3 protein-coding genes are annotated in these 16,501 nt (G+C 64.4%); all 3 read right to left on the reverse strand.

Annotated elements, in window-relative coordinates; translation table 11 throughout:
• Nucleotides 1-25 precede the first annotated feature (25 nt).
• The 3 genes from AC19YX_RS28480 to AC19YX_RS28490 all read right to left on the reverse strand — a co-directional run bounded on the left by AC19YX_RS28480 (nucleotide 26) and on the right by AC19YX_RS28490 (nucleotide 16,499).
• Nucleotides 26-2,593, reverse strand: coding sequence for a TonB-dependent siderophore receptor (locus AC19YX_RS28480; RefSeq protein WP_500607592.1), 2,568 nt, complete (start codon nucleotides 2,591-2,593; stop codon nucleotides 26-28).
• Nucleotides 2,594-2,913: 320 nt separating this feature from the next.
• Nucleotides 2,914-6,162: a non-ribosomal peptide synthetase gene (locus AC19YX_RS28485; RefSeq protein ID WP_500607593.1), complete on the reverse strand. Its 3,249-nt coding sequence runs from the start codon at nucleotides 6,160-6,162 to the stop codon at nucleotides 2,914-2,916.
• Nucleotides 6,159-16,499, reverse strand: a complete 10,341-nt coding sequence (locus AC19YX_RS28490; protein ID WP_500607594.1) for an amino acid adenylation domain-containing protein — start codon at nucleotides 16,497-16,499, stop codon at nucleotides 6,159-6,161. The genes AC19YX_RS28485 and AC19YX_RS28490 overlap by 4 nt, the downstream gene beginning before the upstream one ends.
• Nucleotides 16,500-16,501 lie beyond the last annotated feature (2 nt).

The raw sequence follows: 16,501 nt of genomic DNA on the forward strand, positions 1-16,501 counted from the left end.
CGACAGGCGTCGCCTTCGGTGTGACCTACCAGAATGTCCCGCGCAGGGTCAGCATCTGATTGCGCGGCTCGCCATACCAGTTCTGCCGGTTGGAAGGGCCGACTGTCGAGTAGTAGACCTTGTCGAAAATATTGTTGAGGTTGTAGGCCAGGGTCCAGTGCTCGTCCACCCGGTATTCCGCCATGGCATTCCAGACCGCGTAGCCACTCTGGTTATAGTCGAAAGGGTGAGTCAATGGCCGGCCGTTAGAGCCGAGCACCGGCTTGAGGTCGCTATCCAGCACGGTGGCCACGCCGCTGACGTAGTCCTTGCTCTGCAGCGTTACCCCGCCCCCGACCTTCAGGTCATTGAGCACGCCCGGCAGGCGATAGGTGGACCACAGCTTGGCACTGTGCCTCGGCGTGATGCTGCTGAAGGTGGAATTGGTCGTGCGGTCCTTGTTGTGGTTGTAGGTGTAACCCGCCATGAGGTTCCAGTCAGGCATGACTTCGCCGCTGATCTCGGCATCGAAGCCTTTGCTGACCACCTTGCCCTGGGCCAGGTAGCAACAACTGCCGGCGAACAGGACGTCAGTCTCGGGGTAGTTTGGATCGAGTACGGCCTGGTTTTCACGCTCGGTGTAGTACAGCGCAAACGAGGTATTGACGGCCCCACCCCACAACTCGCCCTTGATTCCGGTTTCATAGGTCTTGCCGGTCATGGCCTCCAGCGAGCTACCGGGCAACGGCCCCTTGGATTGCAGCTGCTGCGGCTTGTAGATCTCTGAATAGCTGACATAGGTCGACCACTGGTCATTCAGGTCAAAGACCAGGCCACCGTAGGGGACCACCTTGGTCGGTTCGCGACGGTGGACGTCGGACAGTGTGGTCCAGGCATCCGGGTTGGCTGGGTCGATCGGGTCCACGTCCCGCTCGCGATAGGTCTGGTCAAACTTGTAGCGCTGCACCCGGGCACCGACGATCAGGTGCAGCGGATCGGCCAGTTGCAGGCGCAAGGTCGAGTACAGGCCGTACTGGGCTTGTGAGTTGGGGCTGTAGTCCCGGGTGTAGCGCCGGTCGTTGGGCTGGTTGGGCCAGGGCGTGGAATCCGGGTCGAATACATCCACATCACCGCCATTGGGCAAACCATCGGTCCCGCGCCAGCGGCTGGTGATCTTCTGATAGTCCGCGCCCAGGAGCAGTTCGTGCTCCCGATCAAAGGCCGTGAATTTGCCGGCAAGGTTCATATCTAAGAGCCGCTGCTCACTGCGATAGGAGTTGATCGAGCCGTACCAGAAAGGCCCGGTCTTATCGACCAGATCCACCCCGCCCAGGACCGCGGAGCTCTTGATCAGACCCGACTCCAGGGTTTGGGTGTAGCTGAGGTTGCCCTTCCAGTTGTCATTGAATTCATGGTCGACCTTGGCAAACAGTTCGTCCGAGCGACCATCCTGATAAGCCCAATTGGTGGTCAGGCTGGTGCGCCGAGACAAGCCCAGGTCACCACCGTCGAGGTAGCGCGGCACACCGGTGCCGATGCCGTTGTCGTGCAGGCGTTCGGAACGACCGCCCAGGGTCAGGCGCGTGGCATCGGTGACATCCGCTTCGAGCACGCCATAGATAATGGGTTTTTCAGTGCTGCGATTGTCCAGGAAGTACTGGCGGTCGGTGTAGGCCGCCACCAGGCGCCCACGCAGCTTGCCATCAAAGGCCAAGGGGCCGGTGACATCGAGCTGCGTACGGTAGTTGTCCCAGGTCCCTGCGGAAGTCTCGACCTTCAACTGGTAGGCATCCAGGGGGCGTTTGCGCACCAGGTTGATCATGCCGCCCGGATCGCCGGTGCCGCCGAATAAACCGGAGGACCCGCGCAGCACTTCAACGTGGTCGAATTCCACCAGGTCATAGTTCTTATACGAATAGAAACTACCGGCCGTGGTCCCTAGCGCCATGGGGGCCGCCCCATCGATCTGGATATTCTCGATGACGAAGCCGCGCGAGTAGTAGCTGGACAGGTTGGAGTTGGCGGTTTTCACCGTGATCCCGGGGGTCTCCTTCATCGCATCGGTCAGACTGCTCATGCGCCGTTCCTGGATCACCTGGTCGGTGATCACCGACACCGATTGCGGGGTCTGGCGCAAGCTGGTCGGGGTCTTCGAACCGATACTGGTCAGCCCGGTGGTGTAGGAGCCCGAGTTCTCGGTCATCTCCCCCATGCCCTGGCCTTTGATACTGGTGGTGCCCAACTCCAGCGCCGTGGAGCCTCCGGCGTCATTGGTCAGGAACACCGTGTTGTTCTCGATCCGATACCTCAGGCCCGCGCCTTGCAGCAGGGTGTTCAGGGCCTCCCCAGGCTCCATTTCACCGATCACCGGCGAGGACTTTTTGCCACGCACCAGTTCCGGCCCGTAGAGAATCTGCAGCCCGGTCTGGTTCCCCAGCTCAGTCAGCGCCTTGTCCAGCGGCTGGGCCGGGATATTGACGTGGGCGCTTTGTGCCTGGACGCCGCTGGAGACACCAAGGGCCAGCCCCAAGACTACGATGGAAGCCGACGTGCGCCAGAGGGCCAATGGCTGTTTCAGCACATTCCGTGCGCGCCTTGCCTGTTCAGGTTTCATAGCGTTGGATCACCCCAGATATCGTCATTCAAGTTGGAAGATCGCCACCTCTTGGGATGGCTGACCGGTCATTTGGCGGTCCACTGCCACAATCGTCCCGGCATCATGACGGGGCGATTTCCTTCAAATTCGGTGTAGAGCCATTAGAAGACGAGCAAAAATAAAATAAATTAGAAAGATTCACATTCAGAACACAAAAAAATACAAAGTACCGCCGGCGCGGCGGGCCATGCGTCGGTTTTTCATGACAGGGGACTGATAAAAAAGCCCCTGCCAGAACCGTTGGCCGGCTCGGACAGGGGCAGCAAGGCTGGGGGGAATCAGCCTTCGAGTTGCTCTTTGGCCTGTTGCAACTGACGCGCCTTTTCCAGCAACAGGGCTTTTTCTTCGGGGCTCATGGCGTCCAGGCGCAGGCGCGCCTGGGCCTGTTTCTCCAACTGCCCCGGGGCTGCTTCCTGCAAGCGCAAAGCCTGGGCCAGTGCCGCCACTGTCGGGTTGTCGAAGACCACCCCGGGATGGGTTTCGCATTGCAGCAGCTTGCGTATCCCGGCCACCAGCTTGATCACCAGCAGCGAGTGCCCACCGGCGGCAAAGAAGTCCTGCTCGATGCTCAGGCGCTCCAGCCCCAACAGCTGCGCCATGCGCGCCGCGAGCAACTGTTCCAGGGCATCCCGTGGCGCCACATACTCGGCTTGCACCAAGCTCAGGTCCCGCTGCTGCAAGGCCTGGCGATCGACCTTGCCGTTGCCCAGGCGCGGCATGGATTCCACGAGCTGGATATGCCGCGGCACCATGGCCGCCGGCAACTGCTCGGCCAGTTGTGCGGCCAGGGCCGCTGGCAAATCCCCTGCTCCGGTGTGCGCGGCCACCACAAAGGCGATCGGCTCGCCTGGCCCCTCCTCGCTCTTGCCCAGCACCACCACCGCTTCATTGACCCCCGGCAGGCGCAGCAACTGGGCCTCGATCTCGGCCAGTTCGATGCGGAACCCGCGCACCTTGACCTGCTGGTCGCCGCGCCCGAACAGCTGCACCCCGCCTTCCGGGCGGTAGCGGGCCAGGTCGCCGCTGCGGTACAGGCGCTGGCCGTCCAGGGGGCTGCTGATAAACGCCTGGGCTTCCTGCTCGGGAGCGTGGAGGTAACCCCGGGCCAGTTGCTGCCCACCGATATACAGCTCACCCAGTTCACCGGTGGCCATCAGTTGCAGACGCTCGCCGAGCACCAGCACCTGGTTGTTGGCCAGCACCCGGGTCAGGGGCATGCTCACCTGCTGCGCATCCGCAGGTGATAGCGGATGGACCAGCACCCCGACCGTGGTCTCGGTCGGGCCGTAGTGGTTGAACACCCGGCAGTCCGCCTTGATCTGATAGATCCGCTGCACCAGGCGTCCTGGGATCGCTTCACCGCCCAGGATCAGCGTGGCAGGCAGGGCCGGCGGTTCGGCCTCGAGCAAGGCCGCCAAATGGGAGGGCACGATTTTCAGGCAGTCGATGCCCTGCTCCCGGATAAAACCGGCAAAGGCATGGGGATCCTGCATCACCGGGTCGTCGGCAATGTGCAGGGCCGCGCCGTTGTAGAGCGCGCCGAACAAGGCGGTGTTGCCGAGGTCGGCGGCCACCGTCGAGCCCAGGGCAAAGTGCCGGCAGGCTGCCAGCTCCAGGGCATCACTGACCCCGGCGGTGTAGTTGAGCAGTTGCCGATGTTCGATCACCACGCCCTTCGGTGTACCGGTGGTGCCCGAGGTGAAGAGCACATAGGCGACATCAGTGGCCTGCGGAGCATGCCGGGCGAGCAGCGATCCGTCCTGGCCCGCCGTCGATTCCCCGGCGATATCCAGGGCCTCGACGCCGCGCGCCTGCCAGGCCGGCAACTGTTCCGCAGCCGCTACCACCCAGGGGGTCTGCGCCTGCTCGACGATGTGCGCCTGACGGGCCAGGGGCCATTGCGGATCCAGCGGCAAGTAGCCGGCACCGACGCGCCAACTGGCCAGAATCGCCACAATCAGCTCGGCGGATCGGGGCAGCGCCAGCGCCACCAGGGCGCCGGCCGCGACCCCTTGCGCCGCGAGCCGCAACGCCAGGTCATGGGCACGGCTGTCGAGCTGGGCATAGGTCAGGGTCTGCCCGGCGCTGACCAGGGCCACGGCATCCGGGGTGATCTGCGCCCACTCGGCAATGCGCTCGGGCAACAGCACGCGCTCATCCAGCGCTTCTGGCGCCGGGTTCAGGCCCAGCAGCGCGGCGGTCTCGGCCTCTCCCAGCAGATTGAGCCGGGACAGAGGCTGGTGCACGTCCTCGACAATGCTCTGCAGCAAGGTCAGGTATTGCGCCTGCAGGCCTTGCAGGGCCGCCAGCGAATAGCGTGCCTGCAGTGCCTCGATGCTCAGTGCCACGGGAACCCCCTGGGCACTCAACCCCAGTTGCAGGGACAGTTCGAACAGCGGCGCCGACGCGGCGAGGTGCGACGCGGACCATTGGCCCCCGGCCACCGCCTGCGGACCGAAGGCCTGGCGAGTGGCGAACCCGTAAAGCGGGTTGGCCAACACCGGCGCCAGGTCGGCCGCCCAGTACTCCTGCCAGGTGCCATGGTGTTCAAGCTGCTGCGCCAGGGCGTCAAGCACCGTGGAGAAGCCCAGTGTCTGGGGCAAATCCAGGTGCAAGGGCAGGGTTTTCTCGAACAGCCCGAGGGTCTCGGCGAAGAACTCGTAGTCCTGGCGCCCGTCATGCCGCCAGCCGGCGAGGAAACGCTCACGGCCGCTGATGCGCCCGAGCAGGACCCACCAGGCCGCCTGCAACAGCACCTCGACCGGCTTGGCGCAGGCAGTGGCCACCTCTTGCAGGGCGCTGGCCAGTCCGGCGTCCAGCGCTTGTGTCAGTTGCAGCACCGCAGCGCCGTCGTGCGCCAGGGCATCGGCGCGACGATAAGGCAGGTACGGCGCGCTCAAGCCCTCTTCGGCAGGCGCCAGGGCCTGCCAGTAAGCCTTGGCGGTATCGGCATCCTCGTCGAACAGCACTTCACTGCGCCATTCCAGGTACTGGGAAAACTGCCCCAGCTCTTCGTCGACCTCCAGACCGCCCTGCTCATAGCCACTGATCAGCGCCCGCAGCAGCACCGCAAGGCTGCCGGCGTCCGCCACCAGGCGCGCCACACTCAGCAGCAGCTGCCATTGGCGGTCGGCGGTGCGCAGCAACAGCGCCTGGGCAAAGGGTCCGCCATGCGGGGTCGATTGTTCCTGCCAAGCCTCCCGCCGCGACGCCGCCTGGCTGGCGGAAACCACGTCGGCCTGTACTTGAAGAGCAAATGACGGCCCCCCGGCAGCGGCCAGGAACTGCCGCAGGCCATGGTAGCCAGGCACCGATTCCAGGCGTGTGGTCAGTACGTCGTGACGCTGCAACAGACCATCCAGTACCCGCTGCAATCGCGCCGGATCCAACTCGCCATGAATCTCCACCGCCAGCAAGTGCGCCGTCGCCCCATGGCGTGCACCGGCTTCCAGGGCCGCCAGATGCTGCTGTTGCTCGGGGAGCAGGGCCAAGCCCGCGTCCAGTGTTTCCAGGTCTGCCGTACTCATGCTTGCGCCTCTTGCGTTTGCCGATCGGCGACTGGCGCCTGTTCCGACAGTGCCTCCAGGGCACTGCGTTCGATCATTTCACCCATGGCCACGACAATTTTGCGCGGGCCCTCGAACGGGTCCCGGGCATGCGCGGCCAACATGTTGTCCAGCAGAATCACATCGCCCTTGCGCCAGTCGAAACGCACCGCGCACTCCTCGTAGAGGTCGCCAACCAATTGCATGACCTCGTCTTCGATCGGCGAGCCATCGCCGTAATACACATGGCGCGGCATGCGCTGCTCACCGAAGAGCCCGAGCAGGTCCTCGCGCACATCCGGATCCAGGCAATAAATGTGGTGCAACTGGACCTGATTGAAGAAGCTTTTCTCACCGGTCACCGGGTGGCTGATGATGGCCGGGCACGGGGTGCGGATCTGCAATTCATCGTTGTCCAGCCAAGTCCACTGGATCCCCGCGGCGCGGCAGCGGGCCTCGACTTCGTCGCGCACCTCGGTCTTGAAGAAGTGCTGCCAGGACACATCGAGCTTGTCGGCGAAGGTGCGCACGTACAACAGGCCCTTGCTCTCGAATTTTTCGCGCAGGGTCAGCGGCAGTTTCTGGTACATCAAGCGGCAGTCCACCACCGGGGTTGCACCGCCGACGGGTGACGGCTGTTCACAGAAGAACAGCTGCTTGCGCGGCCAGCGATCCTGGTGGGAGCTCTCGTTGTGGAACAGGATCATTTTCTTTTCCGGGTACGGCGTGGAGCGGTAGGTGTTCTTGCCGCCCTCTTTCTTCGGCAGGTCGCCGTACTGTCCGTAGAGGCCCGGCTGCACCGCTTCGGCGAACGCCTCGAAGGCATGGATGTCGCTCATGGCGAAGCCACGGAACAGGATCCCGGCATGCCGCGCGAGTTTCTCTTCCACCAGGGCTCGGTTGTTGCGGATCCACTGCACCAGGTCCAGACCCGGGTCCGTCGGCTCCCACAACAAGGGGAATACCTGCCCCGGGACCATCAGGGTTTCCCGAAATGCCGGCGCAGTGGGCCGGGTTGCCGGGCTCTGGGCCTTTTTCAGGAACTTGCCCAGCTTGTCGGCCTTGCTCGAAGCTGCGGGTGCAGTGGTCGTGGCGGCAAGCGCCACGTTGTTGGTAGGCATGTTGATATCCCCTAGTCGTATATCCGGATCACGCACAATCTGTTCGAGAATGGTCATCCAGCTGTTCACGCAGAGCTCTATACGTTCTTGTTTGAATAAGTCGCAGGCGAATTGCCAGGTCCCATGCAGCTGCCCGGCCTCATCGTCGATAAACAACGCCATGTCGAACTTCGAGTAGGCTCCGGCCGACGGCAGGGCCTGGACGCGAATGTCTTCAATGCCGGCGCTGCGAATCGGCAGGTTGTTCATCACGAACAGCACCTGCACCAGCGGGTTGACACCCTTGCGGCGGTTGACTGCAGCGGCCTCGACCAGCATGTCGAATGGCAGGTCCTGATGTTCGAAGGCACTCAGGCTGGTTTCCTGGGCCTGGGCCAGGAAAGCGGCGAATGACTGGTCGGCATCGAAGCGCGAGCGCAGGGGCAGGATATTGACGAAAAAGCCGATCAGGCTTTCCAGCTCGGCTTGCGGCCGCCCGGCGACATCCGCCCCCACCAGCACGTCGTCGCTGCCACTGAGGCGGTGCAACAACACCTGGAAGCTCGCAAGCAGGGTGCTGTAGAGCGTGACCCCGGCCTCGCGCGCCAGGGCACTGAGGGCCTGGTGCAACTCGGGAGCCATCGAGAAGCTGCAATCGCGCCCCTCAAACGACGCCACTTCCGGGCGTGGATGATCGGTGGGCAATTGCAGCAGGCCGCCATGCCCGGCCAGGGCGTCTTTCCAGTACGCCGCCTGGTCGCGGAAAACGCCGGCCTGTTCCAGTTGCTGCTGCCACTGCGCATAGTCGGAGTACTGCAGCGCCAGCGCCGGCAACGGCTGCTCGATACCCGCCTTGAGCCTGGCATAGACCTCGACCATTTCGTTGCTCAGGATCGACATCGACCAACCATCAGAAATGATGTGGTGCATGGCAAACAGCACCACGTGCTCGGTCGGCCCCAGGCGCAGGACCTGGCCGCGCAACAGTGGGGCCTTGAGCAGGCTGATGGGAGTCCGGGCGTTCTGTTCCACCGCCTCGGCCACCCGGGCTTCGCGCTCGACCGGGTCCAGGGCCGCGAGGTCGAGCAACGGCAGGTCCACTGCAACCTCGGCACTGATCAGCGCCAGCGGATCGCCCTCCTCGTCCGCCACATAAGCAGTACGGAGCACCTCATGGCGCTGCACCAGTTGCCGCAGGCTGGCCACCAGCAGCGGCACCGATAATTCACCTTCAAGACGCAGCGCCAACGGCATGCCATAGGCGCCGCTGGCCGAGGCAAACTGCTCCACGACCCACAACCGGCGCTGCGCCAGGGACAGGCACGCCTGCGCCTTGCCCGCCGTCGCCACCAGCTCGGGCAAGCGCGCACGGGCGATACCGACCCGCGGTGCCAGGGCCGCGGAGAAGGCGCCCAGGGTCGGGGTGCCGAACAGGTCGCGCAACCCTATCTCGCACACCAGCACCTGCTTCAGCCGCGCCACGACCTGGGTCGCCAGCAGGGAATGCCCGCCCAGTTCGAAGAAGTTGTCGTTGAGCCCGATGCGCTCGAGCTCCAACACCTCTTGCCAGACCGCTGCCACCTGCTGCTCCAGCTCGCTCTGCGGCGCCAGGTACTGTTGCTGCAACAGGCTCGCATCGGGGGCCGGCAGGGCCCGGCGGTCGAGCTTGCCGTTGGCCGTCAAGGGCCAGCGTTCGAGGAACAGCAGGTGAGCCGGGACCATATAGTCCGGCAGCACGTTCTTGAGCCGGCCCTTGATGACGTCGCGCAGGGCTGCGGCGGCGTCGACCTCGGTCACGTCGCGGCGGGCGATCAGGTACCCCACCAACTGCTGGCCACTGGGGCCATCCACCGCCAGAACCAGCGCTTCACGCACTTCGTCCTGTTGCTGCAAGTGGGCTTCGATCTCCCCCAACTCGATGCGGAAACCCCGGATCTTCACCTGATGGTCGATGCGCCCGACATACTCGACCACCCCGTCGGTGCGATAGCGCGCCAGGTCGCCGGTGCGATACAGGCGCTCACCCGACGCCGAGAACGGGTCGGGGATAAACCGTGTCGCGCTCAGGTCCGGCCGTTTCAGGTAACCCCGAGCCAGGCCGGCCTGGCCGACATACAGCTCACCGACGCAGCCTTTGGGCACCGGGTTGAGGTCGGCATCGAGCAGGTACCAGGACAGGTCGACAATCGGCTCGCCAATCGGGCTCGCGGCGTCCTGTTGCAGGTCGGCCAGGCTGATCGGCCGGTAGGTGACGTGGACCGTGGTTTCGGTGATGCCGTACATATTGATCAATTGCGCGGCCTGATCGCCGAACCGCTCGAACCAGGGGCGCAGGCTCTGCACGTCCAGGGCTTCGCCGCCAAAGACCACGTAGCGCAGGGCCAGGCGGGCCTGGGCCTGCTCGGGGGAGCAGGCCACCTGCAGCAACTGCTTGAAGGCTGACGGCGTCTGGTTGAGCACGGTGACGCCCTGCTCCCTCAGCAGGCTGAAAAACTCCTCCGGGGAACGACTGACGTCCTGAGGCACCAGCACCAGGCGGCCGCCATACAACAGCGCGCCAAAGATCTCCCAGACCGAGAAGTCGAAGGCATAGGAATGGAACAGGCTCCAGACATCCTGCGGACCGAACCCGAACCAGCCATCGGTGGCCTGGAACAGGCGCAGCACGTTGTGGTGACTCAGCAGCGCGCCCTTGGGCTTGCCGGTGGAACCGGAGGTGTAAATGACATACGCCAGGTTAGCCGGGTCCACCGTGAGCCCGGGGTTGCTCTCGCGGTAGCCGGCCAGGCCCTGCTCATCGAGCAGCAAGGTGGGCAATTGCGCCGCCAGCGGCAAGCGCGACAGCAGGTGCGCTTGAGTCAGCAGCAACTGCAAGCCGCTGTCTTCGATCATGTAGGCCAGGCGATCCTCGGGGTACGCCGGGTCCAGGGGCACATAGGCGCCACCGGCCTTGAGGATCGCCAGCAGGCCCACCAGCATGTCCAAGCTGCGCTCGACCGCCAGCCCCACCAGCACATCGGGACCGACACCCTGCTCGATCAGCCGGTGCGCCAGTTGGTTAGCCCGGCTGTTGAGCTGACGATAGGTCATTTGCTGTGCGCCCAGGGTCAGCGCGATCGCCTCCGGTGCGCGCTCGACCTGGGCCTCGATCAAGGCATGCAGGGGCTGCTCGCTCACCAGACGGGCCGGACGCGGATTCCACTCGGCGAGGGTTTGGCTGCGCTCGCGCTGATTCAGCAGGCGCCACTCGCTGAGCGGACGTTCGGCCAACTCGGGCATTTGCTGCAACAGGTGCATCAGATGCGCCGCAAGCTGCTCGATCATCGCCGACGAGAAATGCCCGCGGTCGAAACTAAAGTGCAGCCCCAGCTCCTCGCCCAGGCCCACAGCCAGGGTCAAGGGGTAGTTGGTCTGCTCGTGACTGTCGATTGCGCCGAAGCGCAAGCCTTCGGGGGCACCCTGCTCCAGGGCCTCGGACACCGGGTAGTTTTCGAACACCAGGATATTGTCGAACAGGGCCTCGCCGCTGCGGGCCGCCCAACGCTGGATCTCGAACAAGGGTGTGTGTTCGTGCTCGCGCAGCCCCAGGTTCTGCGCCTGGACCTTCTGCAGCCAGCTGGCGAGGGTCTGTTCCGGTTGCGGCGTGGCGACCACCGGCAGGGTGTTGATAAACAGCCCGATCTGCTGCTCGACGCCCTTGAGTTCCGCCGGACGCCCGGCCACGGTCGCGCCGAATGCCACGGTGGCCTGCCCGGTATAGCGTTGCAGCAACAGCAGCCAGGCCGCTTGCAGCAGGGTATTGGCGGTGACTTTCTGCGCCCTGGCAAAGTCGTTGAGGCGCAGGGTCCGGGCCGCGTCGAGCTGGACATGGCAATCGCCATAGCCGGTCTCCCGGCTCAGGGGCGCCATCGCCAGGGCCAGGCGCGTCGGCTCTTCCAGGTCCCGCAGTTGCTCCTTCCAGAACCCTTCGCTGAGGGCCTGGTCCTGCCTTTGCAGCCAGGCGATGTAGTCGTGATAGCGGCTGCCCTGGGCAGCAACAGCCTGGCCGCTGTAACGCTGCAGCACCTCGCCCAGCAGCTGCGAGTTGCTCCAGCCATCCATCAGAATGTGGTGGCTGGTGTAGATCAATTGATGGCGCTCATCGCCGATGCGCACCAGGTGCAGGCGCAGCAAAGGTGCCTGGCTCAACTCGAAGCCCTGGCGCCGTTCGGCCTCGGCCAGAGCGTCGAGCGCCGCTGCCAGGTCGGCACGGCCGCGCCAGTCCTGCTGGCTGAACGGCACCTCGACCTGCTTGAGCACCACCTGCATCGGCTGGGCGAACTCGCCCTGGTAGACAAAGCCTGTGCGCAGGATGTCGTGGGCATCCACCGCCCCTTGCCAGGCCTGGCGGAAGCGCTCGGGGTCGAGGCCGCTGACCTCGAGGCTCATCTGGATGATGTAGTCCCCGGAACCCTGCTCGTACAGGGTATGGAACAGCATGCCCTGCTGCATCGGCGCCAAGGGGTAGATGTCCTTGATCGCCGCCGGCGTGAGCGGCAGGCGATCCAGTTGCGCCTGGTCGAGCCGCGCCAGGGGGAAGTCGGACGGGGTCACCCCGCCGCTGCCGTAGCGGGTGCAATGGGCGATCAGTTGTTCCAGCTCCAGGGCATAGGCGTCGGCCAGCTCCTGGACCTGGGCCTGGCTGAACATCTCGTGGCTGAAGGTCCAGCTCAGGTCCAGCTCACCGTTGTAGACCTGGCCATTGATACTCAGCCAATTGCCCAGGGGCGCCTCTGCGCTCTGCTCGCTGCCGGCGTTCTCAGCACTGGGCACAAACAGCGCGTCGTCATCGTCGAAGCTGGCGTCGAACTGGCCGAGGTAGTTGAAGGTAATACGCGGCACCGGCAGGTCGGCCAACCGCTGCTGCGCCTGGGGATCACCCAGGTAGCGCAAGGCGCCGAAGCCGATGCCCTTGTGTGGAATGGCGCGCAATTGCTCCTTGATGCCCTTGATCGAATCGCCAAGGCTGAGTGCCGGCGTCAACTTGACCGGGTATAGGCTGGTGAACCAGCCAACGGTCCGGGTCAGGTCGATACCGTCGAACAGCTCCTCGCGGCCGTGGCCTTCCATCTGCAACAGCACCGAAGGGGACTCGGTCCAGCGGGCGATCACCCGCGCCAGGGCGGTCAGCAGCAGATCGTTGACCTGGGTGCGGTAGGCCGCCGGGGCCTCTTGCAGCAGTTGGCGGGTGTGCTCCTGGTCCAGCCGCGTACGCACACTCACCCCCAGGTGGCTGTGCAGGCCGCCCGCCGGGTTGGCGCACGGCAGATCCGCGGCAACGCCCTTCAATTGCGCTTGCCAGTACGGCAGTTCGTCCTGCAACGCCGGGCTGCGGGCATAGGCTTGCAACTGTTCGGCCCAGGCCTTGACCGAGCTGCTCTTGAGCGGCAGGCGCACCGCCTGGCCGGCCGCCAGCTGGTTGTAGGCCAGTTGCAGGTCCTCGAACAGAATGCGCCAGGACACCCCATCCACCGCCAGGTGATGGATGGCCAGCAGCAAGCGCTGCCCGTCGTCCGGCAGCTTGACCAGCACCGCCCGCAGCAGCGGGCCCTGTTGCAAGTCGAGGCTGCGCTGGGCTTCTTCGCCCAGTTGCGCCAGCTCGGCGATATCCGCCAGTTCGCTGCACCACAACACCGACTGCGAGGACGGCGGCGCAAAGCGGGCGACCCAGGCTTGGTCTTGCTCGGTGAAGGTCAGGCGCAAGGCATCGTGGTGAGCGATCAAGGCCTGCAGCGCGGCATCCAGCAACGGGGCATCCAGCGCCATGGCCGGCTTGAGCAGCACCGACTGGTTCCAGTGATGGCGCTCGGGAATCGACTCTTCGAAAAACACCTGATGGATCGGCAACAAGGCCATGCTGCCGGTGACCGGCGCCTGGTCGATCACCTCATCGGTGTCCCCGGTCTGCGCCACACTCGCCAGCCCCTGCACCGTCTGGTGCTGGAACAGCTCTTTGGGGGTAAAGCGAATACCCGCCTGACGAGCGCGGCTGACCACCTGGATCGAGATGATCGAGTCGCCGCCCAGCTCGAAGAAGTTGTCGGTGAGGCCGACCTGCTCCAGCTTCAGCACGTCCTGCCAGATCACCGCGATCTGCTGTTCCAACTCGCTTTGCGGCGCCACATAGGCCTGTTGCAACAGGCTGGCATCCGGCTGGGGCAGAGCCTTGCGGTCCAGCTTGCCGTTGCCGGTCAATGGCAGGGTGTCGAGGAACAACAGGTGCGCCGGGACCATATAGTCCGGCAGTTCCGTGCGCAGTTGAGCCTTGATTGCTTCCCGCAGCTCGGCGTCAGCCGCCTGCCCCGGTTGGGCCACGATATAGCCCACCAGCTGTTGGCCGCTGGCACCGTCCATGGCCAGGACCACGGCTTCGCGCACCGCCGGCAGTTGCAGCAAGCGCGCTTCGATCTCACCCAGTTCTATGCGGAAACCGCGGATCTTCACCTGATGGTCGATACGCCCGATGTACTCGATGACCCCATCGGCGCGGTAACGCGCCAGGTCCCCGGTGCGGTACAGGCGCTCGCCCGACGTCGAGAATGGGTCGGCAATAAAACGCGTGGCCGTCAGGTCGCCGCGATTGAGGTAGCCACGGGCCAAACCGGCCTGGCCAACATACAGCTCACCAATGCAGCCCTTGGCCACCGGGTTGAGGCTGCTGTCGAGCAAGTACCAAGAGAGATCCGGGATCACCTCACCAATCGGGCTGCTGGCGTCTGCCTGCAGATCGGCCTGGGTGATCGGGCGGTAGGTGACGTGCACCGTGGTTTCAGTGATGCCGTACATATTGATCAGTTGCGGCTGCTGGTCGCCAAAACGCTGGAACCAGGGCTGCAGGGCCTTCACTTCCAGGGCCTCGCCGCCAAATACCACATAACGCAGGGCATGAATCTCGGAGCTGGAGCAGGCTACCGGCATCAATTGCTTGAAGGCCGACGGGGTCTGGTTCAGCACCGTGACCCCTTCGCGACAGAGCAAGGCATAAAACTCTTCCGGTGAGCGGCTGACGTCATGGGGCACCACCACCAGCTTGCCGCCGTACAGCAGTGCGCCAAAGATCTCCCACACCGAGAAGTCGAAGGCGTAGGAGTGGAACAGGCTCCAGACATCCTGCGGGCCAAAGCTGAACCAGCGGTCGGTGGCCTGGAACAGGCGCAGCACATTGTGGTGCGGGAGCAAGGTGCCCTTGGGTTTGCCGGTGGAACCGGAGGTGTAAATCACATAGGCCAGGTTGGCCGGGTCGATCGCCACCTGTGGGTTGTCCAGGCTGTAGCCAGCCAATTCGGGGGTGTCGAGTAGCAGCGTGCGCACCCCGTCCGGGATCGGCAGCGTTTTAAGCAAAGACGGCTGGGTCAGCAGCAGGCGAATGCCGCTGTCCTCAATCATGTAGGCCAGCCGCTCCTGTGGATAAGCCGGGTCCAGAGGCACATAGGCACCGCCGGCCTTGAGGATCGCCAGCAGCCCGACCACCATCTCCAGGCTGCGCTCCACCGCCAGGCCGACCAGCACATCAGGACCGACGCCGTTTTCAATCAGTTGATGGGCCAACCGGTTGGCCCGCTGATTGAGCTGGCGATAGCTCAGGGACTGCTGCTCGAAGACCACCGCCACGGCCTCGGGCGTGCGCTCGACCTGCTGTTCGATCAGCTGATGAATGCCCTGGGTCGCCGGGAATTCAACCCGGGCCGGGTTCCAGGCCGCGATGCTCGCCTGGTGCTCGCGGGTGTCCAGCAACGCCAGGTCGCCAATGCGCTGGTTGGCATCGGCCACCATCGCGTGCAGCAGGTTTTGCCAGTGCTGCGCCATGCGCTCGGCGGTGGCCGGGTCGAACAGGTCGGTGGCGTAGGTCAGGGCGGCCGACACGCCCTGCTCGGTATCGAAGGTGTCGAGGGTCAGGTCGAACTGCGCGGTGGGGTTGTCCCAGTGCAATCCTTCCAGACGCAGCGTGGGCAACTGGATGCCCACGGCTCCTCGTCGATCCTCGCTCTGGTGGTTGTACATCACCTGGAACAGCGCGTTATGGCTCAGGCTGCGTTCGGGTTGCAGCGCGTCGACCAATTGCTCGAAGGGCAAATCCTGATGGCCCTGGGCCGCCAACACCGTCTGCTTGACCTGCTGCAACAGCGTGTTGAAGCGCACCTGATCATCGAACCGGGCCTTGAGGATCTGGGTGTTGACGAAGAAGCCGATCAGACCTTCGGTTTCAACCCGGTTGCGGTTGGCAATCGGCACGCCCACGCGGATATCCGCCTGGCCGCTGTAGCGGTGGAGCAAGGTCTGGAATGAGGCCAGCAACAGCATGAACAGGGTGACGTTCTGTTGCTGGGCCAGGCGCTTGAGCCCCGCGCCAAGTGCTGGCGGCAACTCGATGGGCAACTGCGCCCCGCGAAAACTCTGCTCGGCCGGACGCGGACGATCCAGCGGCAGTTCCAGCAGCGGCTGCTCGCCCGCCAGTTGTTCGACCCAGTACGCCAACTGCCGCTCACGCTCGCCAGCGTCCATCCACTGCCGCTGCCACAAGGCGTAGTCCGGGTATTGCACCGGCAGTGGCGGCAAGCTTGCGCTGCGCCCTTCGCTGTCGGCGGCATACAACTGCATCAGCTCATCGACCATCAGTTGCATCGACCAGCCATCGGAGATGATGTGATGCTGGGTAATGGTCAACACGTGATGCTCGTCGGCCACCCACAGCAACTTGACCCGCAGCAGCGGGCCCTGCTGCAAGTCGAACAACTGCCGGGTTTCATCCTCGACAAAGGCCTTGATCGCAGCACTGCGCTGCGCCTCGTCCAGGCCTTCGGCCAACTGCGCCCGACCCATGACCAGAGGCTGTTCGGCGGCAATGACTTGCAGGGTCTGTTCCGCGTCCTGGACAAAGGTGGTGCGCAGCGCCTCGTGGCGAGCCATCAGGGCATTGAAGCTGCGCTCCAGCGCGGCGATGTCCAGCTCCCCCCGCAGTTGCAGGGCGCTGGACAGGTGGTAGGCGGCACTGGCCGGATCGAGCTGCCAGAGGAACCACTGGCGCTCCTGGGCGTAGGACAGGAGTAGCGCTTCTTCAGGCTTCCTTCTGAACACCGGAGCAATGCCGAAAAGGTTGATCCCTTTCTGTTTAAGCAGGATTGCCAAGGCTTTCCGCTCTTTCGGTGAAAGCTCGCCCACCGCCCCGATCAGTTCTTGCACGC

This window comes from Pseudomonas sp. MF09150, assembly GCF_059862355.1.